This window comes from Acinetobacter sp. YH12137 (assembly GCF_013418535.1).
Lineage (GTDB): Bacteria > Pseudomonadota > Gammaproteobacteria > Pseudomonadales > Moraxellaceae > Acinetobacter.
The window spans coordinates 13,876-40,391 of sequence record NZ_VPBW01000018.1 but is presented as its reverse complement, the minus strand read 5'-3'; the positions used below and the strand labels follow the sequence as shown (position 1 = coordinate 40,391).

Genomic DNA, 26,516 nt, shown 5'->3' with positions numbered 1-26,516 from the left:
GTTTATCAAAAAGATGTAGGACTTTGGTCTACGCTGAATGTGTTTTTCATTTAAAGCTCCCTATGTTAGAGTAATTTCTGATAGAAGTATTTGACTAAAAAACATGCGTTCCTCGTCAAAAAAATCAATTGATTAGTCGAGATCGTGATAGCATTTAGCACAAGACTATATTTAAAAAATGTGTGGGCCGATGTACATTTTTTAAACACGGAAGAGGTTGAGAATAGTATATAAATGTAAGTCAAAGTCGCTTTAGAAAAAATATAGTTTAAATCTTTGTTTTTTCTAAGTCGATTTGCAAAAAATTGCTCGGTCACGATCGGGTATTCAATGAGTGATGATGCCGCTGAGGGGCGTTATTGTTCATTAAACATATCAAGAATTTTCTTGGTGTGGTGATAACGCCTCATGGCTTATGCCTTATGGGGGACTAATGTTGAATTATCAATTTGACATTACTAATCCTGGGTTTTGCTTAAAAAGCATCCTGAAAATGTTTTTGCAATAGGAAATGGGTCCACAAATGCAAGAAGTTGCTGACGCTCTGCGTCTTGACACTGAACTTTCCGCTGATAGTGCAGCGTATATTGAAGAACTTTATGAGCAGTACCTCACTGCTCCAGACTCAGTGGGTGCTGACTGGAGAGCGTACTTCGATAAATTCCCAAAAGGTGATCAACCACACAGTAATGTACGTGAGCAATTCCTACTTTTAGGTCGCAATTCAAGCCGTATTCAGCCTGTTATCCAATCGACAGTAAGTTCAGAGCATGAACGTCGTCAAATTGGCGTTTTACAGCTGATTGCTGCGTACCGTAACCGTGGCCACCAAAAAGCAAAATTGGATCCATTAGGTCTGGCTAAACGCGAAGTTGTGCCAGATCTTGATCTTTCTGCGCACGGTTTAACTCAGTCTGATCTGGACACTATATTCAATACCGGTAACCTTGCGATTGGTAAGGAAGCAGCGACTTTGGGCGAAATGGTCCAAGCGATGGAAGCGACTTACTGTAGCTCTATCGGTGCTGAATACATGCACATCGTGGATACCAAAGAAAAACGCTGGATCCAGCAACGTCTTGAAAGCGCACGTGGTCAATATGGCCTGAGTGCTGATCAGAAAAAACATGTTCTTGAACGTTTAACTGCGGCTGAAGGTCTGGAAAAATACCTCGGTAATAAATTCGTGGGTGCAAAACGTTTTGGTGTTGAAGGTGGTGAGTCTTTCATTCCTATGGTGAATGAATTGATCCAGCGTGCCGGTTCTGTAGGCTGTAAAGAAGTCGTAATCGGTATGCCACACCGTGGTCGTCTGAACCTTCTGGTTAACATCATGGGTAAAAACCCGGCTGACCTGTTCGGTGAGTTCGAAGGCAAATCACTACACAAGAAAGGTTCTGGTGACGTTAAGTATCACCAAGGTTTCTCTTCTAACGTGATGACTCCAGGTGGTGAAGTTCACTTGGCATTGGCATTTAACCCATCTCACCTTGAAATCGTTGGACCTGTAGTTGAAGGTTCTGTACGTGCACGTCAAGTCCGTCGTAAAGACATTGGCGGTGATGACGTATTGCCAGTCATTGTTCACGGTGATGCTGCATTTGCAGGTCAGGGCGTAAACCAAGAAACCTTCCAGATGTCACAGACTCGTGGTTACACAGTAGGTGGTACAGTTCATATCGTAGTGAACAACCAGGTTGGTTTCACAACCTCTGATCCACGTGATGCGCGTTCTACAGAATACTGTACTGATATCGCGAAAATGATTCAGGCGCCGATCTTCCATGTAAATGGTGATGATCCTGAAGCTGTGTTGTTTGTTGCTCAGCTTGCCCACGATTTCCGTCATACTTTCCGTAAAGACGTTGTGATCGACATGTTCTGTTACCGTCGTCGTGGTCATAACGAAGCGGACGAGCCTGCTGCAACTCAGCCAATGATGTACCAAGTGATCAACAAGAAAGCGACCACTCGTACGCTTTATGCTGACAAACTGGTTCAAGAAGGTGTACTTGATCGTGCTACTGCAGATCAAATGGTTGAACAATACCGTTCTGATCTTGAAGCAGGTAAACATGTTGCCAATGCACTGGTTCTAGAACCGAACAAAAAAATGTTTGTAGACTGGACACCGTACCTGGGTCATGAATACACAGACGAGTGGGATACTACTTGCGATCTAGAACGTCTTAAAGAGCTTGGCCGCAAAATGCGTGAGCTTCCAGAAGGCTTCGTGATGCAGCGTCAGGTATCTAAAGTAATTGACGACCGTCTGAAAATGCAAACTGGTGAAATGCCGCTGAACTGGGGTGCTGCTGAAACTCTAGCCTATGCATCACTGCTAGATGATGGTTATCTGGTCCGTTTAACTGGTGAAGACGTGGGTCGTGGTACATTCTCACACCGTCATGCAAAACTGCATAACCAGGTAGATGGCTCAACTTATATTCCACTTTGCCATATTAAAGAGAACCAACCGCGTGTTGCGATCTATGACTCTTTATTGTCTGAAATGGCAGTACTGGCATTTGAATATGGTTATGCGACGACTCTTCCTAAGAGCCTGATCATCTGGGAAGCTCAGTTCGGTGACTTTGCAAACTGTGCACAGGTGGTGATCGACCAGTTCATCTCATCTGGTGAAACCAAATGGGAACGTGTATGTGGTCTGACTATGCTTCTGCCACACGGCTTCGAAGGCCAAGGTCCTGAGCATTCATCTGCACGTCTGGAACGTTTCTTGCAGCTATGTGCTGAAGACAATATGCAAGTGATGACTCCAACTACACCTGCACAGATCTTCCACGCGTTACGTCGTCAGGCAATCCGCCCGATCCGTAAACCAATGATCATCATGTCACCTAAATCATTGCTTCGTCACAAATTGGCGGTGTCTAACCTGGAAGAACTGGCTAACGGTACATTCCAGACTGTGATCGACGAAGTAGACAACATCAGCAAAGCAGACGTAACCCGTCTGGTATTGTGTGGTGGTAAGGTTTACTACGATCTGGTTGAAAAACGTCGTGAAAAAGAATTGAACAACACTGCAATTGTACGTATTGAACAATTGTATCCGTACCCAGAAGCACGTCTTGCAGAAGTTCTTGCTCAGTATCCAAACGTGAAAGAACTGGTTTGGGCACAAGAAGAACCGAAAAACCAAGGTGCTTGGTTGTTCATCGCGCCTCGTTTATATGACGATGTGATGAAAGCGGGCAAACAAATCCGTATTAGTTATGCAGGCCGTGAAGCTTCAGCTGCACCGGCGTGTGGTTCACCATACTTGCATGCAAAACAACAAGCTCAGCTCGTTAACGACGCTCTAGCGATCGATGCTGAATAATCCAGGAGATTCTAAATAATGGCAACCGAAATTAAAGCACCGGTATTTCCAGAGTCAGTTGCGGACGGTACGATCGCAACTTGGCACAAACAACCAGGTGAAGCAGTATCACGTGATGAAGTGATCTGTGATATTGAAACTGATAAAGTTGTTTTAGAAGTTGTTGCTCCTGCAGACGGTACAATTGCATCAATCGTTAAAAATGAAGGCGATACAGTGCTTTCTGCTGAAGTGATTGCACAGTTTGAAGAGGGTGCCGTATCTGGCGCAACTCAAACTCAAGCAGTTCAATCTGAAACTGAAGCATCAGTAGAGCAAGCTGCTGCAAAAACTGAAGCGGGTAATGCACCGATCGTTGAGCGTCAACAGGTTCAAGACCAAGCTCCAGCAGTACGTAAAGCATTGACTGAATCTGGTATCAATGCTGCTGACGTATCTGGTACAGGTCGTGGCGGTCGCATTACTAAAGAAGATGTTGCGAACCATCAGTCTAAACCTGCAGCGCCTGCTGCTGCACCGTTAAGCGTTGCGGTTGGCGAACGTATTGAAAAACGCGTTCCAATGACTCGTCTGCGTAAACGTGTTGCTGAACGTCTGCTTGCTGCAACTCAAGAAACAGCAATGTTGACTACGTTCAACGAAGTTAACATGAAACCAATCATGGAAATGCGTAACCAGTACAAAGAAGCGTTTGAAAAACGTCATGGTGCGCGTCTAGGCTTCATGTCATTCTTCGTTAAAGCTGCGACTGAAGCACTGAAACGCTATCCAGCAGTGAATGCGTCTATCGATGGCGACGACATTGTTTACCATGGTTACTATGACATCGGTGTAGCAGTTTCTTCTGACCGTGGTTTGGTGGTTCCTGTACTTCGTGATACAGACCGCATGAACTATGCTGAAGTTGAAAACGGTATCCGTGCATACGCTGGTAAAGCGCGTGAAGGTAAACTTGCAATCGAAGACATGACTGGTGGTACTTTCACAATTACCAACGGTGGTACTTTCGGTTCATTGCTTTCAACTCCAATCTTGAACACTCCACAAACTGCGATTCTGGGTATGCATAAAATCCAGGAACGTCCTATGGCAGTGAATGGTCAGGTTGAAATCTTGCCAATGATGTACCTAGCGCTTTCTTATGACCACCGTCTAATCGATGGTAAAGAAGCTGTAGGTTTCCTTGTAACAATCAAAGAATTGTTAGAAGAACCAGCTCGTCTGATCCTTGATCTTTAATTCTAAAGAATAAATCCATGGGCTTAGGGTGATCCTCTAGGCCCATTTTTGGAGAGAATAATGTCTCAACAATTCGATTTAGTTGTAATCGGTGGTGGCCCAGGTGGCTACGAAGCTGCAATTCGTGCTGCACAGCTTGGTTTTAAAGTTGCGTGTATCGAAAAACGTATTCATAAAGGTAAACCTTCTTTAGGTGGTACTTGCTTAAACGTCGGTTGTATTCCTTCTAAAGCACTTCTAGATTCTTCTCACCGTTATGAAGATACTGTTAAGCATTTAGATGACCACGGTATTACAACGGGTGAAGTTGCTTTCGATTTGTCTAAAATGCTTGCGCGTAAAGACAAAGTCGTTGAACAATTGACTGGTGGTGTTGCGCAGTTACTTAAAGGTAATGGCATAGAATGGTTACAAGGTACTGGTAAATTACTTGCTGGTAAAAAAGTTGAGTTCGTACCGCATGAAGGCGAAACTCAGGTTTTAGAGCCTAAATATGTCATCCTTGCATCTGGTTCTGTACCAGTCAATATTCCAGTTGCTCCTGTAGATCAAGACCTGATCGTAGACTCAACTGGTGCGCTTGAATTCCCAGAAGTGCCTAAACGTCTTGGTGTGATCGGTGCTGGTGTAATCGGTCTTGAACTTGGTTCAGTATGGCGTCGTCTGGGTGCGGAAGTTGTTGTATTTGAAGCAATGGACGCATTCTTGCCAATGGCTGACAAAGCATTGGCAAAAGACTACCAAAAACTGCTGACCAAGCAAGGTCTTGATATCCGCATTGGTGCAAAAGTTTCTGGTACTGAAGTTAACGGTCGTGAAGTGACTGTTAAATACAGCCAGGGCGGCGAAGACAAAGAACAGACTTTCGATAAGCTGATCGTTTGTGTAGGCCGTCGTGCTTATGCTGAAGGCCTATTGGCTGAAGACTCAGGTATCAAACTGACTGAGCGCGGTCTGGTTGAGGTAAACGACTGGTGTGCAACTTCTGTTGAAGGCGTATACGCAATCGGTGACTTGGTACGTGGTCCAATGCTTGCACATAAAGCAATGGAAGAAGGCGTAATGGCTGTTGAACGTATCCACGGTCATGCTGCTCAAGTGAACTACGATACTATCATTTCTGTCATCTACACTCACCCGGAAGCGGCTTGGGTAGGTTTAACAGAAGAGCAAGCCAAAGAAAAAGGTCATGAAGTGAAAACTGGTCAATTCGGTTTTGCTGTAAATGGTCGTGCTTTGGCTGCTGGTGAAGGTGCCGGTTTCGTGAAGTTTGTTGCTGATGCAAAAACTGATCGTCTACTTGGTATGCACGTGATTGGACCTGCTGCGTCTGATATCGTTCACCAAGGTATGATCGCACTTGAGTTTGTCTCTTCAGTTGAAGATCTACAGTTGATGACTTTCGGTCACCCAACATTCTCTGAAGTCGTACATGAAGCTGCTCTTGCAGTCGATGGTCGTGCGATCCACGCGATCCAACGTAAGCGTAAGTAATTCTTCGAAGAGCGGCTCAGGCCGCTCTTTTTACATTTGGTGGTTGTTTTTGAATGAATAATCATCTAAAAATAAAGATAAGTAAAATCTAAGATCCAAAAATACCAATATTGATTGATGTGAACCAAGAAATATTGGGAAAACGTGTAATAACAAAGTCAAATAAGTAGTAAAAGGTTAATCAATGAATTTACATGAGTATCAAGCAAAAGCGTTATTAAAAAAATATGGGATGCCTGTACAAGAAGGTATTCTTGCTACCAATGCTGAAGAAACAGTACATGCTTTTGAGCAGCTTGGTGGGAAGTTTGCAGTATTAAAAGCGCAGGTTCACGCAGGTGGTCGTGGCAAAGCGGGTGGGGTAAAAGTGGTAAAGTCGGCTGAAGAAGCAGCTGAATATGCCAATCAGATTATTGGTTCACGTTTAGTGACCTATCAAACCGATGCAAATGGTCAACCAGTCAATAGTATTTTGGTTTCTGAAGATGTTTATCCGGTCGAGCGTGAACTCTATTTAGGTGCAGTGGTAGACCGTTCTAGCCGTCGTATTACTTTCATGGCATCCACTGAAGGTGGTGTCGAAATTGAAAAAGTTGCAGAAGAAAATCCTGAAAAAATCATTAAAGTCGAAGTTGATCCTTTAGTAGGATTATTGCCATTTCAGGCGCGTGAAGTGGCGTTTGCACTTAAGTTAAAAGATAGCCAGATCAATCAATTTGTTAAAGTCATGACAGCTGCTTACCAAGCCTTTGTCGAAAATGATTTTGCTTTATTTGAAATTAACCCACTCTCTGTTCGTGAAAATGGTGACATTCTCTGTGTCGATGCCAAAGTCGGTATTGATTCAAATGCGCTATACCGTCTGCCTGAAGTTGCTGCTTTACGTGATAAATCACAAGAAAATGAGCGTGAGCTGAAAGCATCTGAATTTGACCTGAACTATGTTGCTTTAGAGGGTAATATTGGTTGTATGGTCAATGGTGCCGGTCTTGCGATGGCAACCATGGACATTATCAAGCTTTATGGTGGTCAACCAGCTAACTTCCTGGATGTAGGTGGTGGTGCAACCAAAGAGCGTGTCATCGAAGCATTTAAAATTATCTTGGCAGATTCTTCTGTACAAGGTGTCTTGATTAATATTTTTGGTGGAATTGTACGTTGTGACATGATTGCTGAGGCAATTATTGCAGCGGTTCAGGAAGTAAATGTCACTGTGCCTGTAGTTGTTCGCCTTGAAGGGAACAATGCAGAGCTTGGTGCCAAGTTACTGGATGAATCTGGTTTGAAATTGATTTCTGCAAATGGCTTGGCCGATGCTGCAGAAAAAATTGTTGCTGCAGTAAAAGCTTAAGGAGTATCACAATGAGCGTATTAATTAATAAAGACACCAAAGTTTTAGTCCAAGGCTTTACAGGCAAGAACGGTACATTTCACTCTGAACAGGCTATTGCCTATGGCACTAAAGTCGTTGGTGGGGTAACACCGGGCAAAGGTGGTCAATCACATCTGGATCTGCCAGTATTTAATACCATGCGTGAAGCGATGCAAGAAACCCAAGCTGATGCTTCTGTGATTTATGTGCCAGCACCTTTTGTCCTCGATTCTATTGTAGAAGCTGTTGACTCAGGTATTGAGCTGATTGTGGTGATTACTGAAGGCGTACCAACACTGGATATGCTAAAAGCTAAACGTTATCTGGAAACCAATGGTAATGGTACGCGTCTGATCGGTCCAAACTGTCCCGGTATCATTACGCCAGGCGAGTGTAAGATCGGGATTATGCCGGGTCATATTCATCAGCCAGGTAAGATCGGCATTATCTCACGTTCAGGTACTTTGACTTATGAAGCGGTTGCACAAACCACTAAATTAGGTCTTGGACAGTCAACCTGTATCGGAATCGGTGGTGATCCGATTCCAGGCATGAACCAGATTGATTGCTTGAAACTGTTCCAGGAAGACCCGCAAACTGAAGCCATTATCATGATTGGTGAAATTGGCGGTACTGCGGAAGAAGAAGCGGCTGAGTATATCCAGTCGCATGTGACCAAGCCAGTGGTAGGTTATATCGCTGGTGTAACAGCGCCGAAAGGTAAGCGTATGGGTCACGCAGGTGCCATCATTTCTGGCGGTAAAGGAACTGCTGAAGAGAAGTTTGCAGCTTTTGAACGCGCGGGAATGGCGTATACACGTAGTCCTGCAGAGTTGGGTTCAACCATGCTTGAGGTTTTGAAAGAAAAAGGTTTGGCTTAATTTATTAAGCTGATAAAAAGCCCTCAATATTGAGGGCTTTTTATAATTGCTGCAAAAGGAGATTAAAGTCTAACTAAATGATAATTCGAAAATTGAGTATTTAGTTATCTATACCAGCTTTAGCTTTCAGGCTTTGAGTCATCCCATTGATGTCACCACCCTGAATGCCTAATTCATTCATCAGGCTATCAATCAAAGGTGCTTGGCTACGATAACGCAAAGCACTATTCACCACCTGATCGGAGAGGGCAACATTGCCGCCTTCATGATGGGCATCTGCTTGGCAAGAACCCGCATATGTGCCATGTAGGCCATTGACTTGCAGAATCTTGATGTCATCAATGTTTTCCATCGGCTTAACACTTTCACGAATGATTTCAGGTAAGTATTTCAGCATGGCTAGGCGGATTTGCATTTCCACCTGTTCAGATGACAGTACATTATTTGCTTCATTCACTGCGCGGGTACCTTCAGCATCGACCTGATACTGTTTCTCCATCGCTTGAGCAAGTAAGACTTTGGCATCCGCTTCACCTTTGGCTTTCAGGCGAACTTTTTCAGCTTCAGCTTCAGCGGCAATACGAACCGCTTCTGCATCATCAGCTGCTGCCTGTTTGCCAGCTTCTGCTGCAACGGTAATGGCAATTGCATCTTTCTCAGCTTGTTCTTTCGCTGCAACCAGTTCAACCGCTTTTTGACGTTCTGCTTGCTGGATCTGGCGGACAGTGACGACTTCTTCTTCCGCTTTAACCGCTTGAGCACGTGCCTGATCAGCTAAAGCTTTGGCTTCAGATTCAGCACGAGATTTTTCTGCAATCGCAATCGCACGATCCTGTTCAGCCAGCTCAATGGTTTTCTTCTGTTCAACTTGAGCTTTTTGAATGAGCTGGGCTTTCTGAATGTTTTCATTTTCAACATCACGAGCTGCCAGAATACGTTTCAGTTCTACTTCACGTTCAGCAGCAATGCGAGCTTCTTCCGCTTCACGTTTTTTTGCAGCTTCCTGAGCTGCAATTTCAGCTAACTGTTCAGCGCGGCGAATCGAAATTTCACGTTCCTGTTGCAGTTTGGCATATTCTTCTTCACGGATAATTTGTAGACGTGCTTGCTCAGCTTCCAGATTTTTGGCTTTAATGGCCAGATCTGTATCCTGTTCAATATGATTACGCTTACGGCGACGATCTTCAATCGTTTCAGTGAGTTTGGTCAAACCTTCAGCATCGAAAGCATTTTGTGGATTGAAATATTTAAAGCCAGTTTGATCTAAGCCAGTTAAAGAAACAGTTTCCAGTTCCAGACCATTTTTGTGCAGATCTTCAGACACCACTTGCTGTACTTTTTGTACGAAGTCGACCCGTTTTTCGTGTAATTCTTCCATGGCCATTTCAGCAGCCACCGCACGGAGTGAATCGACAAATTTTCCTTCTACCAGATTCTTTAATTCGTTTGGCGACATGGTCTTTTGACCAAGAGTTTGTGCTGCGGTTGCAATCGAATCGGCGGTAGGCTTAACGCGCACATAGAATTCAGCCATTACATCGACACGCATGCGATCACGGGTAATCAGCGCCTGATCATCGGCACGACGGACTTCCAGCCGTAGGGTATTCATATTGACGGGAATGATTTCATGTAGCACCGGTAGCACCAAAGCCCCACCACCTAGAATCACTTTTTCACCACCCCAACCGGTACGTACAAAGGAAATCTCTTTACTGGAACGACGGTATAAACGCGCAATGATTAATCCGAAGGTGACTAGGCCAACGAATATAATCCCCGCAATAATCAAAACATTATATAAATCAAAATTTAGCATTGTTATAAAGTCTCTTTGGGCAAGCTTGATTTTTATAGGAAATTGGTTTAATTAAAGTTCAATAGCCTGAAAGCCATTTTTAGTTTTTTGAGTCAAAACCACTGTCTGACCTTGATTAAATATTTCATTGCGTTCAGGTTCGACCAGCACATAATGGGTCTTACCATGCTGATCCTGAACTTTGGCCTGAGCAGGGGAGTTAGCTTTGGCATCTCCCAGAATAATCGTGGCGGTTCGTCCGATCAGTTCATCGCTATAGATCGCGATGGTTTCATCCTGAGGCAGAATTTTGGCAGCAAGCACGGACAGCCCACGTACAATCGGCATGCATAAAAATAAACAGGCAGGGGAAATAATCCATGCATTTAAAAGCTGACTGGTAAATCGTTCGAACAGGCCTTGGATCAATAAACCGCTCAGACCATAACTGGTCAGGAAAATAATGAGCCAGATAAAGAGAGGCAGGCGACCCAGATAAAGCCAGTCGAATACTTTATTGAACAGGCCGGTCTGCTGATCAATACCTACTTCCGGATGAAGCGGTTCTTCAGGCAGAAATTGTTCGAACATATTCTGGGAACCACCTCCCAGCATCAGCAAGACACATTCCAAGGCAGCAAACATCAGCATCAGGCTTAAACTGATACTAAATACAATGTTGGAAGGATGAATGAACAGTTCCCACATGAGTTTCTGTCTCTAATTATGGTTTTATAGAAATTTTATGACCCTGTTAAAGATAACAGTTATTAATAAAATTGTAAGCAAAAAACAACAAAAATCCCAATCGGGATAGCTTGATAAAATCCAAAATTTAACAATATGTGTTGAGCTTTTCTTAGCTGCAAATAAATGTCGACTATTTTATAGGTGGGCGAATCTGAGGTTTTATCTCAAGAATAGAAAAGCAATTGTGTACATTTGCTTTTCTGTCCCTAGGTAGATGTATAAAAGAATTAAAGGATGGCGGTCTGGATACGGACTTTCATTTCTAGGGCTTGTTGCAGGATATAGTTCTTGATCCATTGCACCTGTTCGCCCATTGGATTGGTTTTTACTGCAGTCTCCAGAAATTTAAGTTCAGGCTGATTAAATAGTTGTTCGTCGAGAGCCTGTTCCAATGCCTGAGTATTTGCAGACAAAGGAAGGGCCACCAAGAAAAAGGCTTTAGGATAGTTATAGAAAGCATAAAGCAGATTGAAAGCTTTTTGATCACTTCTCAGATTGCCGGCACCTATTTCGTAACCTGCCTGCTGGTTGCTATAAGTCATACCGAGCAGGTATTCCCATTGACCGTTCAGCTTACGCAGGCCAAACTGCATGCCAATCTGATCCGCGGTCAATTCATGCTGGATATAAATGTTTAAAGGACTGCCATCTTCAGTATAGGGTTCCTGAAGAACCAAAATATGTTGCTGGTGCTGGTAAATAAAACCGGCAAGTTTTGCCTGTTCCAGACGGGATTTTAAAGTATCTAAATCAAATTCGTTATAAGGCATACATAGTTTATAAATTGGAAGAACTAATCCTACTCTAATTTTTTTTCACCACGATGTGAACTGTCCGTTTAGATGATTAATATATCATTTCATTGCTAAAAGTAATCTTCCAGAGTGCTTTGACTAAACAATCAATTGTCTTTATTTAGCTAAGCTATCAGATTCATAAAAACTGATAGTTGATATTAGTGAATTTTTATATGACGTTTTAATATATGAATATCACAAAACAAGCAATCGTTATGAAAAGTTAATCACTATAATGAATATAAATTTTATAAAGTGTAATAAGTACACGTGTAATACGCAGGTTGTCCATGTCATTAAATGAGGAAAGACTTACTCATCTTAAACAGCTTGAAGCTGAGAGTATTCACATCATTCGCGAAGTTGCTGCCGAGTTTGAAAATCCGGTTATGCTTTATTCAATCGGTAAAGATTCAGCAGTTATGCTGCATTTAGCACTGAAAGCGTTTTATCCTGCAAAACTTCCATTCCCGCTACTTCATGTAGATACCGGCTGGAAATTCAAAGACATGATCAAGTTCCGTGATAACATGGCCAAAGAACATGGCTTTGATCTGATCGTGCATCAGAACAAAGAAGGTCGTGATGCGGGCGTAAACCCATTCGACTATGGTAGCTCTAAATATACTGACATTATGAAAACCCAAGGTCTGAAACAGGCACTGGATAAATATCAGTTTGATGCTGCTTTCGGTGGTGCACGTCGTGACGAAGAAAAATCACGTGCCAAAGAACGTGTTTATTCATTCCGTGACTCTAAACACCGTTGGGATCCGAAAAACCAGCGTCCAGAACTTTGGAATCTTTATAACGGTAAAGTGAACAAAGGCGAAAGTATTCGTGTATTTCCATTGTCTAACTGGACTGAGCTAGACATCTGGCAATATATCTACCTTGAAAATATCAAACTTGTTCCATTGTACTTAGCTGCTGAACGTCCAGTCGTTGAGCGTAATGGTACACTGATCATGGTTGATGATGAGCGTATGCGCCTGAATCCAGGCGAAGTGCCACAAATGAAATCGGTTCGTTTCCGTACTTTAGGTTGTTACCCATTAACGGGTGCGGTTGAATCAACTGCAACAACTTTACCGGAAATTATCCAGGAAATGCTTTTAGCGACCACATCTGAACGTCAAGGCCGTATGATCGATCATGACGAAGCAGGTTCGATGGAAAAGAAAAAGCAGGAAGGTTACTTCTAAGAATCTTAAGAAATCTCCTCCTAAGAATCTCCTTGCGCAGCAGTGCTGCTCACCCTCTTTACCAAAGAGGGGCTTAAAAAAGCGGAGGAAAGTCCTCCTTTAGTAAAGGAGGATTTAGGTGGATTTGAAGATTAGAAACGATTTCAACGTATTTGTGGAGCTATGAGCGATGTCTCACCAATCAGAACTTATTAGCCAAGACATTTTGGCTTATTTGAAACAGCACGAAAATAAAGACTTATTGCGTTTCCTGACTTGCGGTAACGTGGATGATGGTAAATCAACCCTGATCGGCCGTCTGCTTTATGATTCAAAACTGATTTATGAAGATCAGCTGCAAGCGGTTACCCGTGACTCTAAAAAAGTCGGTACTACTGGTGATGCTCCTGACTTGGCACTGCTTGTCGATGGTCTGCAAGCTGAACGTGAGCAAGGTATTACCATTGACGTAGCTTACCGTTATTTCTCTACTGAAAAACGTAAGTTCATCATTGCTGACACCCCAGGGCACGAACAGTACACTCGTAACATGGCAACTGGTGCGTCTACTGCGGATCTTGCAATTATCCTGATCGATGCGCGTTACGGTGTTCAGACTCAAACACGTCGTCACTCATTTATTGCGAGCCTATTAGGTATTCGTAATATCGTGGTTGCAGTGAACAAAATGGACCTGGTTGAATTCTCTGAAGCACGCTTCAATGAAATTCAGGCTGAATACAACGAGTTCGTGAACCAGTTGGGCGATCGTAAACCTGAAAATATTGTGTTCACGCCAATTTCTGCGTTGAACGGTGATAACGTTGTAAACAAATCACCAAATACGCCGTGGTACCAAGGTCAGACCTTAATGGAAACTTTGGAAACCGTTGAAATTACACGTAATACCAGCAAAGATGAATTCCGTTTCCCAGTTCAGTATGTCAACCGTCCTAACCTCGACTTCCGTGGTTTCTGCGGTACCATAGCACTGGGTGAAGTGAAAGTTGGTGATGAAATTGTTGCGCTGCCATCTGGCAAGAAATCAACAGTAAAAGAAATTGTCACTTTTGATGGCAATCTGGATCATGCTGTAGCTGGTCAAGCTGTTACGTTAACACTGAACGATGAGATCGATATTTCACGTGGTAACGTGTTGGTAAAAGCTGGCGAACAACCACTGATTTCACGTTCTGCACGTGCGTCTGTAGTGTGGATGAACGATCAACCGCTCGTGGTTGGCAAACTTTATAATGTGAAGTTTGGTACTCAAACTATTCCAGCGAAAGTTGCGAAAATTAACTACCGTACCAATGTCAATACATTGGAAAAACTACAAGTAGAGCAGCTGGATCTGAATGCAATTGCTGATGTCACTATCGAATTTGATGCGCCAGTGGTATTTGACCGTTATCAAGATAGCCGTTACACAGGTTCATTCATCTTCATCGACCGTCTAAGCAACGTGACTGTTGGTGCGGGTATGGTTGAAGCTGCAGTGGAATGGACTGCACACAACGAGCCTGTGACTGCCGAAGCACGTGCTGCACGTTTAGGTCAAAAACCTGCTGCGGTCACTGTAACTGCGAAAGCACTGGAAAATGCTCAAGCACTTGAAAGCCTGTTGATTCAGCAAGGTGTAGTTGCAATTGCTAAAGCGGGTCTGACTGATGTACAGGTTGCACTTGTACGTGAAACAGGTGTGGTGGTGATTACTGACCTTGCAGAAGGTACAGATGTGACTTACACAGCCGATGCAGTTGAAGAACTGGCTGAGAAAATTGTGGAATTGGTTCGTCTATAAGACTGGACTGATTTTAAGAAAAACCCGCTGTAAGGCGGGTTTTTTATTGCCTGAATTTTGAATGTTTGAAAATCATTCGGTTATTCAAAATGTGATCTTTCAATTTATATGTAGCTTTATACAATGCTCCGTAGATGGGGGGAATGTATGAAAAAATTATTATTACTAGTTGGACTATGTGTAGCTTTTGGAGCAGAAGCCAAGCAGAGCAGCCAAAGTACGGAAGCAATTAAACAGAAGATTATTCAACAGTCGATTGAAAGCTATCCGGGAAATTGTCCTTGTCCATACAATACAGCGCGTAATGGTAGTCGTTGCGGCAAGCGTAGTGCTTATAACCGTGCTGGTGGTTATGCACCGTTTTGCTATCCGGAAGATGTCAGTGATCGGATGGTGCGAGAATATAAAAGTTAAAATTTAAGTTGAGGGACTAAGATTATAAATCATCTATTTTTATACATTTAGATAAGACAGTAACTATAAAAAAAGTTCCTAGTTAATTGTTGTAATCTCCACTGAGAAAATGGCTTTATAAGGAAGGATTTTTTCACAAGTATTTCGTGCCTATTTTTTCTTCTTAAATTTAACTTTTATTGCTTCACTTGAAATAAATTCAATATTATCTATGATAAGATATATCTTAATTAAATTTAAGATATATCTTTTGTATGTCTAGAACTTCTGATTCTGCATTAAAAGAAGAGCGAAAAAACTCTCCAAAACCTCGTAAACGCCTCTTTGAAGCAGGTGAAATGAAACTACTGGTGCTGCATTTTATTGCCCAAGCACCCAAGTACAGCTATGACATTATCAAAGATGTTGCTGCTTTGGTCGGGGGGAACTATAAACCGAGTACAGGTACGATCTGCCCAACAATTAGCTATCTTGAAGAACAGCAATATAGCCAAGTGATCATGAGTGCTGATGAGCGTAAGCAATACCACATTACAGACAAAGGTCGTGAGCATCTGAAAGATAATCAGGAAACTCTACAAAGAGTTCTTAGCCGTTTTGAAACCCGTCGCCGCATTCAAGAAGATGAGCGCTATATCGATATCCATAATTCAATGGAAAGCCTGAAAGCTTCACTACGATTCAAACTGCAAAATGAACTTCGTCCAGAGCAGATCAGTGATATTGCTGCCCAGATTGAACAGGCTGCAATTAATATCCGTCAACTGTAGGAGCAGGGTATGAAACAACATCTCTATGAAGTGACTGTTCAACATCTGGCTGATGCTCAAGATAATCCATCAACCTATAGTGAAGCGCTACAGTTTCAGGTGGGTAATCACGATGACATCTTTAAAATACTGGAAAAACTTCAAGCCAGTCAGTTGCTAGATGAGGAAAGTACCAAAGCATTTGTTATCGGCTTAAAACTGTTTAGTGAAGTCATGCTGGAAAATAAAGAGTTGCCACTCTTCAAGGAATTCCTGCCGCAATTTGCCCAGTTTATGAAATCCTTAAAACAGACAGTGAAAGCCCAAAGTGAAGAACAGTAAGTATTCTAAAGGTCATTTATGAAAAAGAATCTCCCAAAATTTCACTCAAAACATCTGAACTGGTTAATGCCCTTAATCCTTTCCGGCATTATGAGCGGTGCGATTTCCTGCTTTAATATGCTGCTGAATAAAGGTTGGAGCGATGCGTTTATCTCGCTATGGTTACATGCTTGGGGGCTGTCATGGCTGGTGGCATTTCCACTGATTCTGCTTGTATTGCCGCTGGTACGCAAATTTCTGATGCAGTTTGTGCAGATGTCAGATCAATCTGCTAAATAAGAAATTGCTTATTCGAATCAGTCGGAATCGGATGACTTATTCAGAACTTGAGACAAAATAGATTTCATTTCAGACAAGCTTTTCACACCCGCAATACGATGAATAATCTGGCTATTTTTAAAGATTAGAGTGGAAGGCAAGCCATAGACATTATAGCGTAAGGTCAGAATTGGTGATTGATCGACATTGATTTTACCGAACTTAATTTCTGGGTTATGCCCAGCATATTGTGCTGCCAGTTCCTCAAAAACCGGAAAATTCTGTACACAAGGCTTGCACCAGTCAGCATAGAAACGGATCACAGCAAAGCCTTCAAACCATTCGAAGTCACTGTAATTATCTTCATTGTAGGGGATGACTGCTGACATGAATTTGCTCTCATCATTTCAAAATTAAGATTTAAACCAGCTCATAGTGAGTTCAGCCTGACCGGTATTCTCATCGATTCCTTGATTGATCACCTTAAAACCCTGCTTTTGGTAAAAATGAACTGCTGATGTATTTGCAGCATAGACATTTAAATGCAGCTGATTACATTGCTGTTTTAAGAAGTCAACTAAACGGCGACCATAGCCAGCACCTTGCTGCTCAGGATCAATGAAAAGTGCAGCTAATATATTTTCCGATTTTAATAACGAAACAAAGCCAAGTACCGTATGATTTTCTTTAAGGACATAGTTTTCTGCTAAGGGTAAATATACATCTCGCATTGGAAGTAGCTGATTTTCCCAATAACTAGCAGGAATAAAATCATGCGCCTTTAAAGAAGCCTGGAACCAGATTTCAAGAATAGCGTCGATATCCTCGGTTTTCGCTTTTGTAATTATTGTCATCAGTGGTCTTATATCAATTTACTAAATAGGCAGCTGATTATACATAAGTCCATGCTGCTTCAATCCATAGCATTTCTATGTTCAAATAAGTTCGAAAAATATGAAACGTGAATATTAGGGAAAGAATCCATGACGCAACAAAGCATGCAACAAGTCATCATTACAGAACCGGGTGGTGTAGAGAAACTCGCTTATGAAACGGTTGCCATCCCTGAACCTAAAGCAGACGAAGTGCTGGTTAAGGTACATGCTTTCGGGATTAACCGTCCGGATATCTTGCAGCGTCAGGGTTTGTATCCAATTCCGAAAGGGGTAACACCTGTACCAGGTCTGGAAGTTGCCGGTGAAGTGGTTGCAGTCGGAAGTGAAGTAAGTCAGTTTAAAGTAGGTGACAAAGTCTGTGGCCTGACCAATGGTGGTGGTTATGCAGAATATTGCGTTGTGCCAGAGAGCCAGACTTTAAACATTCCTGAAGGCGTGAGCTTTGTACAGGCTGCGGCGATTCCAGAAACCTTCTTTACTGTATGGGCAAATGTGTTCCAGATGGGTAAGGCTAAGGCAGGAGAGACTGTACTGATTCATGGCGGTACCAGCGGGATTGGGACCACGGCCTTAATGCTATGTAAATCTCTAGGCATCAAAACCTTTGCGACAGCAGGTAGTGATGAAAAAATCCAAGCGATTTCACATCTGACCACAGGAATCAATTACAAGACCCAAAACTTTGAGCAGGTTATCAATGAAGCCACGGATAATGCTGGTGTAGATGTGATCTTGGATATGGTAGGTGCACCGTACCTGGAGAAAAACCTGAATCTGCTGCGTCGTGATGGTCGTCTGGTGTATATCGCATTCTTGGGCGGTGCTAAGGCTAAGGAGGTAAAATTGGGTCAAATTATGATGAAACGTTTGACCATTACCGGTTCCACCATGCGGGCACGCAATACGGCTGAGAAAGCTGGAATTGCCCAGGGCCTGAAAGAGCATGTGGCACCACTCTGGGCAACAGGTGAATGTTTACCGATGATCTATAAAACCTTCAAGTTTGACCAGATTCAGGATGCGCATGCAGCGATGGATACAGGTGAACATATCGGTAAGATTGTGGTGGAAATCATCTAATTATTCTTGTGATAGAAATACTAAAAGCCAACTTTTGTTGGCTTTTATTTTGCATAAAAAACGATAAATAATTTAAATTAATTGCTTGAAATAGGAGTATAAATTTTAAAAAACGGTAAAAAGTGTCGATTATTCGACACAACCTGTCAAAACTGAGGAGTAAATTAGCGCTTAAATATAATCTGACTAAATTGTTTGGTATTTGATGAAATGTCACGTATTAAAAGGAAGTATATTATGAAGATAGTGTCGGCCCCTTATACGCATGAACATGGCTTTCGTGCATTGAAGCGTTTGCATAAAGCGATTATCCGTAATCAGTTACTTCGTTCCGATTTACACAAGCTGTATCAAGCCATGTTGCATCTGGAACGCTATATGGAACGGCTGAGCCACTCAGCACCAAAACCTCACTACAAACGTCGTAAAAAATCTTAAAAAACATCTTGCCTATTAGCCTTAAGTTGAAGTGAATAACTCTAATCTTGTTTTTATTTGGCTGTATAATTTTCCCATAATTTAAAAATTCTAAGCAAATGATTCATTGTGCTGCACAAGCGGCACGAAGAGGGTATTTATGAAGGGCAATGCGTCAACGCATGAGCGCCTCGCAGACCGTTTGGCAAATATTTTAACCAAACTTAATATAGGGCATCAGTTAAGTGTACAGGAGCTGGCACGAGAATTTCAGGTCAGCACCCGTACCATTGAGCGTGATTTTGTTCGTCTGAATGCGTATTTACCGCTCATACAGGATCAAAATACCAAACGCTATTATCTTGAGCCTTCATATTTAGGGCGTTTCAAGTTACAGGATATCCAGAATTTTGCACAGTTGTCTGGAATCAGTGACTTGTATCCGGCACTGGATATGTCTTTTATTCGTGAATTGCTGGATGAGCGGGCAAATCAGGTATTTTCGGCAAAAGGTTATTATTTTGAAGATGCCAAACAGTTTGCCGAGCATTTCAAGCTGCTTGCAGGGGCGATCTATAAACGGCAGCAGATTGAGCTGCAATATTCCGAACAAACACGGATCATCCAGCCATACCGGTTGATTCATCATCATGGCATCTGGTATCTGGCCGGTGTCACTGAAGCTGAGCTCAAAACCTATCGTTTAAGTCAGTTGCAGGAAGTCAAACTGGTTTTTGAAAATGAAAGCTTTGAGCATGATCCTGAAGTTCTGAAAATGCTGGCAGATGAAGACAGCATCTGGTTTGGTCAGCAAAAACAGCAGGTTTTGATGAAGGTGCAACCTGAAGTCACGGTATTTTTTAAAGAGCGCCGTTTATTTCCGGAACAGCAGATCGAACAGGAATCAGAGTCTGGAGAATTGTTAATTAGTTGTCAGATTCGTCATGAAATGCAGTTATTGCCACTGGTACGTTACTGGCTACCGTATGTAAAGATCATTGAGCCGATTCATTTTCAGGAAAAACTGGAACAGGATCTGGAAGGTTATTTACGCTCTGCTGGATAATATTTTGAAAGCAGAGCAGGTTGGCGAATGCTTATAGAATTCTATTGAGAATTAGATTTAGCAAATTACAGGCATAAAAAAACCAGCTTTAGCTGGGTTCTTTATTTGCACCATCTTCAGTAGTAGAAGAATGGTGCCCGAGGCCAGACTCGAACTGGCACGCTTTGTGGGCGGGGGATTTTAAATCCCCTGTGTCTACCGATTTCACCACTCGGGCTTTAACAAGATTGGAGGCGGAGGTCGGAATCGAACCGGCGTCCACGGAGTTGCAGTCCGCTGCATGACCACTCTGCCACCCCGCCGCGTCTTGTTGATGCGTATATTATCAAGCTCTGAAAAAAAAACAATAGGATATTCATTTGTATGCGCATAAAAACAGCATATGGCGGAAAATATTCAGAATTATCATGTAGAATGTGCAAAATTGATTCATATCAACACTTGGGAGAAGTGCCGTGGCATTAGTTTTAGACGGTCGTGCATTGGCGAAGCAAATTGAAGCTGACTTGTTAACTCGCGTAGAAGCGCTGAAAGCAAAATCAGGTCGTACTCCAATTCTTGCGACTATTTTAGTGGGTGACGATGGCGCATCTGCAACTTATGTTCGTATGAAAGGCAATGCTTGCCGCCGTGTTGGTATGGATTCACTAAAAGTTGAGCTTCCAAAAGAAACGACTACTGAAGAATTGCTGGCTGAAATTGAAAAACTGAATGCAAATCCGGATGTTCACGGTATTCTTTTACAACACCCAGTACCTGCGCAAATTGATGAACGTGCTTGTTTTGATGCTATCTCGCTTGAAAAAGACGTCGATGGTGTGACTTGTCTGGGCTATGGTCGTATGGCGATGGGTGAAGCAGCTTATGGTTCTGCTACTCCTGCAGGTATCATGACTATCCTGAAAGAAAACAATATTGAAATCGCAGGTAAACATGCGGTAGTGGTTGGTCGTTCTGCGATTCTAGGTAAACCAATGGCAGCAATGTTGCTTGAAGCGAATGCTACAGTGACTATTTGCCATTCACGTACTCAAAACCTTCCAGAATTTGTAAAACAAGCTGACATTATTGTGGGTGCGGTGGGTAAAGCTGAACTGATCCAGAAAGACTGGATTAAACCAGGTGCAGTGGTTGTTGATGCTGGTTTCCACCCACGTGATGGCGGTGGTGTGGGTGATATTCAATTAGTCGGTATTGAAGAAGTTGCTTCTGCTTATACCCCAGTTCCGGGTGGTGTAGGTCCTATGACAATCACTACGCTGATTCGTCAAACTGTAGAAGCTGCTGAGAAGGCTTTGGGTTAATTGAAATTTTAATTAGTTACGGCGGAGTTGTATCGTTGTGACTATAGATGTAAGAAGCTCATTCGTTACTTTTGTTTCGGCAAAAGTAACCAAAACCATTTGTCATTCGCAGAACTCGTCATATTTCTTTTGCGTGGTTGATGTGTCGCAAAAACAGGACGAATTAGATTTCAGTCTGCCTCGAACAGCTGCGAATGACGTGGTCATGTATCCGATTAATGTATAAATTCCAATAAAGATATTTTCGCATCAAGGCTTTCTTCATGAGCTGTACTTTCCAATTTCCTAAAGCCCCTGAGCATTTACTTCAAGCCTTACACCAAGTTATTCCTAATTGTGAACTGATGGCACAGCAGCTACCAGAAACACCGATTTCACTCTGGCTGATTCCACCAGTCTTTCCGACAGACAAACTAGATGATGAAGTGATTCGTCGTATCTGGAATGATACGCCGTACTGGATCTTCTGCTGGGCATCAGGATTGGCCATGGCACAGTGGTTGCTGGCTGAACCGCATCATGTCAAAGACAAAGTGGTACTAGATTTTGGTGCAGGATCAGGTGTTGTTGCTATTGCAGCGAAAATGGCAGGAGCCAAACGTGTGATCTGTTGTGATATCGATCAGGTCAGTCTGAATGCCTGTCGTGCCAATGCTGAGTTAAATGATGTTGAGCTGGAATATCTGGATGATCTCTATAAAGCAGAACAGGTGGATATACTGCTAGCGGCAGATGTGCTTTATGATCAGTGTAACCGTTTCTTCCTGGATGAATTCCTGAAATTTGCACCCGAGGTCTGGGTTGCAGACAGCCGGGTTAAAAACTTTAGTCATCCACAATATCTTAAACTGGATGAACGCAGTGCGACCACCTGGCCAGATCTGGATGAATCACCAGAATTCCGCAATGTCAGCTTCTATCGAACTAAATAACATCCAAGAATTGAAAAAGAAAAAGGGCATTATGCCCTTTTTTTATGCTCTGTTTTTATGAGCAGGTATAACGAATCACACGTACAGTGGTAGGACGAGCTTCTAATGCCTCTCGGGCACCCGGATTTTCACTGTTATATAAATCAGGTGTATTACTCAGGCTGATCTGGGTGCGGCTATCCCCGAGTTGACGGCCATACTGAACCTGTTCTGGAGTTGGGTTAACTATTTCCTGACTATTGATAATCTGGATATTATAGTTTTTAGAGGTTCCAAGAACTTGTCTACAAGCAGCCTGTAACCTGTTTTCATCCTGACTTGGTCGTCCTGCTAATGTATAGCTTAAGGTCGCAGTATTTTCTGAACGTTCCAGAATTTCATAACCGGTCTGACCGTTAAATTGTTGAGGTGCCGTCTGACATGCTGTCAGGCCTAAAGTGCCGATAGTTAAGCCGAGTAAAAAAACTGTTTTTTTCATCATGATGATTTCCCGTATTTTTATCAGACAAGTATGCCATAGCAACGAAATAGCGGAATGGCAGTAAACATAAAATTCCAATAAAAAAGCTTTCCGAATGTTTCCATCCGGAAAGCTCCTAAAGCAATACAGTTACTTAGTCATCAGTAATCATGCTGTGCTTTTTAGTGTCTTTCATAAAGACATAAGTGAGCAGCGACAGGCCAATCATAAAAGTAATGTAATAGAAGAAGTAGTTTTCATGGCCGGCATTTTTAAAGCTTAAAGCCACCAGTTCTGCTGTACCCCCAAATAGTGTATTGGCAATCGCATAAGGCAAAGCTACGCCTAAGGCACGGATATGGGCAGGGAATAGCTCAGCTTTCACTACGGCATTAATCGCTGTGTAACCAGTCACAATCACCATACCACTCATACACAGCATGAATGCTGTAGTTGGGTTGGTAGTTGAGCCTAAGCCATTAAAGATAGGAATGGTAAATAGTACACCAAGCACACCAAAAGCAATCATGATTGGCTTACGGCCGATCTTGTCAGAAAGTGCACCAATCACAGGTTGCAAGAGCATGAATACAAAGATCGCAAGAGTCGTGATTTCAGTCGCTGTGGTTTTTTCAAATCCTGAGGTGTTCACCAGATATTTCTGCAAATAAGTAGTGAAAGTATTGAAAGCTAAAGTACCACCTGCAGTTAGCATGATCACGGTAAATGCCTGTTTAGGATATTTAGTGAATAAAGCTAAGGCACCGGATTTAGGGCCACCTTTTTTCGCCTGTTCAACAGCCTGTTTTGAAGATTGTGTTTCTACCAGACCGCGACGGATCCAGAACACCACAATCGCTAAGAATGCACCAATCAGGAAGGGAATACGCCAGCCCCATTCAGTGAGTTGTGCTTCAGTCAAAGTGCGTTGTAGGAAGATCAAGACACAGAGTGCCAATAGTTGACCTGAGATCAGGGTCACATACTGGAAGCTTGAGTAGAAACCACGATGATTTTTACCTGCCATTTCAGTCAAGTAAGTGGCACTTGAACCGTATTCACCACCTACACTCAAACCTTGTAATAAACGAGCAAATAACAGCAGCGCAGGGGCGAGCATGCCCACTGAATCATAGGTGGGTGCACAGGCAATAATCAAGGAACCTACACACATTAGAGAAACGGATAGGGTCAAACCTGCTTTACGACCTTTGCGGTCAGCGTAAATTCCCATAATCCATGCGCCAATCGGACGCATCAAGAAACCAAGTGCGAATACAGCAGCAGCCTGAAGAAGTTTGACGGTATTGTCGCCATCAGGGAAGAACTGTGAAGCGAAATATAAGGTAAAGGCTGCATAAACATACCAGTCGTACCATTCGACCAGGTTACCTGCAGAACCACCGAGAATAGATTTAACCCGTGTTTTACTATCAAGCTGCGGTGTAGCAGCTTCAGGAAGTGGCTGATTCACAACATTGCTCCAAAGGAATGCTGTAAAACACATCTTTTTTAAATTTTCATTGCTATAAAATCTAAAAAGTTATGTTTTAGTGAGAGAGAAAGTGAGGAGATTTCATATACTTATACGCCTCCAAGTTTTCTCTTTTTATAGGACTTTAGTCTTAATAAATAATGTAGTTTTCAAATATTTTTATAAAACATAAATTTACCATTTGTTTAGAGTAATTGCTTGATTTTTATATTGGATTAACTGGTTAAATGCTGTTCTTTAAGGGGATTAATGAATGGTAAAGGTAGTTTTTATTTAGATGTAAAATAGATTAAAAAATTGGCTTTAACCTTATCTTAAGATAATAAAAAAGGCCGCTTACGCGACCTTTTTAAAATTAAATCAGCAATTAAGCAGATTTAACCGCTTCAAGAAGTTCAGCTTGGCGTTTTTTCAACGCTTCTGGCAGACGATCACCTAATTTGTTGAACAATTCAGTGTGGCTTTCAAGTTCTTTGATCCATTGATCTTTGTCTTGAGAAGTTACCAGGTCAAATTGTTCTTTAGTGAAATCAGAACCAGTCCAGTTTAGCTGTTCGTAAGTAGGTACACGGCCGATTGGAGTTTCAACAGCGTCAGCACGACCTTCACAACGATCGATGATCCACTCAAGAACACGCATGTTTTGACCGAAACCAGGCCATACGAAGTTACCTTCAGCATCACGACGGAACCAGTTCACGTTGTAGATACCAGGAAGCTTGTTACCAGCAGCAGCAGCTTTCTCGCCAACTTTCTCACCCATTTCTAACCAGTGAGTGAAGTAGTCAGCCATGTTGTAGCCAGCAAATGGAAGCATCGCAAATGGGTCGCGACGAACGATACCTTGTTGACCAACAGCAGCAGCAGTTGTTTCAGAACCCATGGTTGCAGCTTTATAAACACCATCAACCCAGTCAAATGCTTCTGAAATCAGAGGCACTGTGTCTGCACGGCGACCACCGAAGATGAACGCAGAAATTGGAACACCTGCTGGATTTTCCCAATCCGCATCGATAGAAGGGCATTGACCAGCAGAAACTGTGAAACGAGCGTTCGGATGAGCCGCTTTTTCTTCGCCAGTGTGTGGTTGGCCTTTCCAGTTAGTCAGATTCGCAGGTGCTTCTTTAGTCAGACCTTCCCACCAAACTTCACCGTTGTCAGTTACAGCAACGTTTGTATAGATCACGTCTTTATGAAGCGTTGCCATACAGTTCGGATTCGTTTTGGTATTTGTACCAGGAGCTACACCGAAGAAACCAGCTTCAGGGTTAATTGCATATAAGCGGCCATCTTCACCTGGTTTGATCCAGGCAATATCGTCACCTACAGTTTCAATTTTCCAGCCTTCGTAACCTGCTGGTGGGATTAGCATTGCGAAGTTTGTTTTACCACAAGCAGATGGGAATGCAGCTGCGATGTAGTGTTTTTCGCCTTTAGGGCTAGTCACGCCAAGGATTAGCATGTGTTCAGCTAACCAGCCTTGTTGACGACCCATATAAGATGCAATACGTAAAGCTAGGCATTTTTTACCTAACAATGCGTTACCGCCGTAACCAGAACCAAATGACCAGATTTCACGAGTTTCTGGGTAGTGCACGATGTATTTTTCTTTGTTGCAAGGCCAAGCAACATCTTTTTGACCTTCTTCAAGTGGTGCACCCACAGTGTGTACGCAAGGAACAAATTCGCCATCTGTACCTAGAACGTCATAAACAGCTTTACCCATACGAGCCATTTTAGACATACTGACTGCCACATAAGGAGAGTCAGTTAATTCGATACCGATGTGCGCAATGTGTGAACCCAATGGACCCATAGAGAATGGAACCACATACAGGGTACGACCTTTCATTGAACCATCAAACAGACCATTCAATTTTTCGCGCATAACTGCTGGATCTTCCCAGTTATTGGTCGCGCCAGCATCTTCTTTATTTGCAGAACAGATAAAAGTACGGTCTTCAACACGAGCAACGTCAGAAGGATCAGAATTTGCAAGATAAGAACCAGGATGTTTCTCTTGGTTAAGCGCTTGCATTGTGCCGTTAGCGATCATCAAGTCGATATAACGTTGATATTCTTCTGCGCTACCGTCACACCATTCAATTTTTGCTGGTTTTGTTAATTTAGCAATTTCTTCCACCCATGCAATAAGCTTAGGGTGACGAACGAATTCTGGTGCGTTCACTTGGGTCATGGTGAGGCCTATCTCAAATGTGTACAAAATTTTGTACAAAGTACAATCTGGTCAATAAAATACTGGCCAGATGAAATATGAAAAAAAGTGGCTGTATTAAAGCATAAAATCATCAAAAAAATAAGACTAAAGAAGTGCTGGATTTTATTTGGAATATTATGCTATTTTCTGTTTAAATTTATATAAAACAATAAGATATAAATAAATTCAAAATCTTAAATATATATTTATTAAATTTATG

At 42.5% G+C, this 26,516-nt stretch carries 24 protein-coding genes and 2 tRNA genes; 16 read left to right on the top strand and 10 right to left on the bottom strand.

The window, feature by feature from the left end:
* The first annotated feature begins 523 nt into the window (after positions 1-523).
* From FTU72_RS10260 to sucD, 5 genes are all read left to right on the top strand, one after another.
* Positions 524-3,346, top strand: coding sequence for a 2-oxoglutarate dehydrogenase E1 component (locus tag FTU72_RS10260; protein WP_004782976.1), 2,823 nt, complete (start codon positions 524-526; stop codon positions 3,344-3,346).
* A gap of 18 nt (positions 3,347-3,364) precedes the next feature.
* The gene (gene odhB, locus FTU72_RS10255; protein WP_005234619.1) at positions 3,365-4,585 is read left to right on the top strand and encodes a 2-oxoglutarate dehydrogenase complex dihydrolipoyllysine-residue succinyltransferase; all 1,221 of its coding nucleotides are present in this window, start codon (positions 3,365-3,367) and stop codon (positions 4,583-4,585) included.
* A gap of 60 nt (positions 4,586-4,645) precedes the next feature.
* Positions 4,646-6,079 (top strand): dihydrolipoyl dehydrogenase, encoded by a 1,434-nt coding sequence (gene lpdA, locus FTU72_RS10250; protein WP_004782973.1) that lies wholly within the window; start codon positions 4,646-4,648, stop codon positions 6,077-6,079.
* A gap of 184 nt (positions 6,080-6,263) precedes the next feature.
* Positions 6,264-7,430 (top strand): ADP-forming succinate--CoA ligase subunit beta, encoded by a 1,167-nt coding sequence (gene sucC / locus FTU72_RS10245; RefSeq protein ID WP_004782971.1) that lies wholly within the window; start codon positions 6,264-6,266, stop codon positions 7,428-7,430.
* A gap of 11 nt (positions 7,431-7,441) precedes the next feature.
* Positions 7,442-8,332, top strand: a complete 891-nt coding sequence (sucD, locus tag FTU72_RS10240) for a succinate--CoA ligase subunit alpha (protein WP_180052775.1) — start codon at positions 7,442-7,444, stop codon at positions 8,330-8,332.
* 100 nt (positions 8,333-8,432) lie between these two features.
* Here sucD and FTU72_RS10235 read toward each other — a convergent pair whose 3' ends face one another.
* From FTU72_RS10235 to FTU72_RS10225, 3 genes are all read right to left on the bottom strand, one after another.
* A complete protein-coding gene (locus tag FTU72_RS10235; RefSeq protein ID WP_159122812.1) occupies positions 8,433-10,151 on the bottom strand; it encodes a flotillin family protein in 1,719 nt (572 codons plus the stop codon).
* A 51-nt stretch (positions 10,152-10,202) separates the two neighbouring features.
* Positions 10,203-10,838 carry a YqiJ family protein gene (locus FTU72_RS10230; protein ID WP_004782965.1) on the bottom strand — a complete coding sequence of 212 codons (636 nt, stop codon included), beginning with the start codon at positions 10,836-10,838 and terminating at the stop codon, positions 10,203-10,205.
* Between the two features lie 269 nt (positions 10,839-11,107).
* Positions 11,108-11,650 (bottom strand): hypothetical protein, encoded by a 543-nt coding sequence (locus FTU72_RS10225; RefSeq protein WP_180052776.1) that lies wholly within the window; start codon positions 11,648-11,650, stop codon positions 11,108-11,110.
* Between the two features lie 317 nt (positions 11,651-11,967).
* Between FTU72_RS10225 and cysD the strand changes: the two genes are divergently transcribed.
* The 6 genes from cysD (at position 11,968) to FTU72_RS10195 (ending at position 16,449) form a co-directional block, all read left to right on the top strand.
* On the top strand, positions 11,968-12,882 hold the full coding sequence (cysD, locus tag FTU72_RS10220; protein ID WP_034170514.1) for a sulfate adenylyltransferase subunit CysD: 915 nt from the start codon (positions 11,968-11,970) through the stop codon (positions 12,880-12,882).
* Positions 12,883-13,051: 169 nt separating this feature from the next.
* The gene (cysN, locus tag FTU72_RS10215) at positions 13,052-14,665 is read left to right on the top strand and encodes a sulfate adenylyltransferase subunit CysN (protein ID WP_159122809.1); all 1,614 of its coding nucleotides are present in this window, start codon (positions 13,052-13,054) and stop codon (positions 14,663-14,665) included.
* A gap of 147 nt (positions 14,666-14,812) precedes the next feature.
* Positions 14,813-15,079, top strand: coding sequence for a hypothetical protein (locus FTU72_RS10210; RefSeq protein ID WP_180016796.1), 267 nt, complete (start codon positions 14,813-14,815; stop codon positions 15,077-15,079).
* Positions 15,080-15,333: 254 nt separating this feature from the next.
* Positions 15,334-15,849 carry a PadR family transcriptional regulator gene (locus FTU72_RS10205; RefSeq protein WP_180052777.1) on the top strand — a complete coding sequence of 172 codons (516 nt, stop codon included), beginning with the start codon at positions 15,334-15,336 and terminating at the stop codon, positions 15,847-15,849.
* 9 nt (positions 15,850-15,858) lie between these two features.
* Positions 15,859-16,170 (top strand): DUF3861 domain-containing protein, encoded by a 312-nt coding sequence (locus FTU72_RS10200; protein ID WP_180052778.1) that lies wholly within the window; start codon positions 15,859-15,861, stop codon positions 16,168-16,170.
* 18 nt (positions 16,171-16,188) lie between these two features.
* Entirely contained in the window at positions 16,189-16,449 is a 261-nt protein-coding gene (locus tag FTU72_RS10195) for a DUF2798 domain-containing protein (protein WP_179992105.1), read from the top strand.
* A gap of 17 nt (positions 16,450-16,466) precedes the next feature.
* Here FTU72_RS10195 and FTU72_RS10190 read toward each other — a convergent pair whose 3' ends face one another.
* Positions 16,467-16,817: a co-chaperone YbbN gene (locus tag FTU72_RS10190; RefSeq protein ID WP_034704950.1), complete on the bottom strand. Its 351-nt coding sequence runs from the start codon at positions 16,815-16,817 to the stop codon at positions 16,467-16,469.
* A gap of 24 nt (positions 16,818-16,841) precedes the next feature.
* A complete protein-coding gene (locus tag FTU72_RS10185; RefSeq protein ID WP_180052779.1) occupies positions 16,842-17,282 on the bottom strand; it encodes an N-acetyltransferase in 441 nt (146 codons plus the stop codon).
* A gap of 129 nt (positions 17,283-17,411) precedes the next feature.
* Between FTU72_RS10185 and FTU72_RS10180 the strand changes: the two genes are divergently transcribed.
* The 3 genes from FTU72_RS10180 to FTU72_RS10170 all read left to right on the top strand — a co-directional run bounded on the left by FTU72_RS10180 (position 17,412) and on the right by FTU72_RS10170 (position 19,887).
* Positions 17,412-18,404: an NAD(P)H-quinone oxidoreductase gene (locus FTU72_RS10180; RefSeq protein WP_180052780.1), complete on the top strand. Its 993-nt coding sequence runs from the start codon at positions 17,412-17,414 to the stop codon at positions 18,402-18,404.
* 237 nt (positions 18,405-18,641) lie between these two features.
* Positions 18,642-18,842 (top strand): hypothetical protein, encoded by a 201-nt coding sequence (locus FTU72_RS10175; RefSeq protein WP_159123322.1) that lies wholly within the window; start codon positions 18,642-18,644, stop codon positions 18,840-18,842.
* Positions 18,843-18,981: 139 nt separating this feature from the next.
* Positions 18,982-19,887 (top strand): YafY family protein, encoded by a 906-nt coding sequence (locus FTU72_RS10170; RefSeq protein WP_180052781.1) that lies wholly within the window; start codon positions 18,982-18,984, stop codon positions 19,885-19,887.
* A gap of 131 nt (positions 19,888-20,018) precedes the next feature.
* On the opposite strand, the gene FTU72_RS10165 is transcribed toward FTU72_RS10170, so the two are convergent.
* Both FTU72_RS10165 and FTU72_RS10160 read right to left on the bottom strand, forming a co-directional pair.
* Positions 20,019-20,104, bottom strand: a tRNA-Leu gene (locus FTU72_RS10165).
* Positions 20,105-20,115: 11 nt separating this feature from the next.
* A tRNA-Cys gene (locus tag FTU72_RS10160) sits at positions 20,116-20,189 on the bottom strand.
* A 153-nt stretch (positions 20,190-20,342) separates the two neighbouring features.
* Here FTU72_RS10160 and folD point away from each other — a divergent pair.
* Together folD and FTU72_RS10150 are read left to right on the top strand one after the other, a co-directional pair.
* Entirely contained in the window at positions 20,343-21,191 is an 849-nt protein-coding gene (gene folD, locus FTU72_RS10155) for a bifunctional methylenetetrahydrofolate dehydrogenase/methenyltetrahydrofolate cyclohydrolase FolD (protein WP_004782941.1), read from the top strand.
* A gap of 263 nt (positions 21,192-21,454) precedes the next feature.
* The gene (locus tag FTU72_RS10150; RefSeq protein ID WP_034704932.1) at positions 21,455-22,123 is read left to right on the top strand and encodes a methyltransferase; all 669 of its coding nucleotides are present in this window, start codon (positions 21,455-21,457) and stop codon (positions 22,121-22,123) included.
* 55 nt (positions 22,124-22,178) lie between these two features.
* Here the strand turns inward: FTU72_RS10150 and FTU72_RS10145 are convergent, their stop codons facing one another.
* From FTU72_RS10145 to FTU72_RS10135, 3 genes are all read right to left on the bottom strand, one after another.
* On the bottom strand, positions 22,179-22,601 hold the full coding sequence (locus FTU72_RS10145) for a hypothetical protein (protein WP_218947519.1): 423 nt from the start codon (positions 22,599-22,601) through the stop codon (positions 22,179-22,181).
* 136 nt (positions 22,602-22,737) lie between these two features.
* The gene (locus FTU72_RS10140) at positions 22,738-24,090 is read right to left on the bottom strand and encodes an MFS transporter (protein ID WP_218947518.1); all 1,353 of its coding nucleotides are present in this window, start codon (positions 24,088-24,090) and stop codon (positions 22,738-22,740) included.
* 355 nt (positions 24,091-24,445) lie between these two features.
* Positions 24,446-26,275: a phosphoenolpyruvate carboxykinase (GTP) gene (locus FTU72_RS10135; RefSeq protein WP_034706283.1), complete on the bottom strand. Its 1,830-nt coding sequence runs from the start codon at positions 26,273-26,275 to the stop codon at positions 24,446-24,448.
* Positions 26,276-26,516 lie beyond the last annotated feature (241 nt).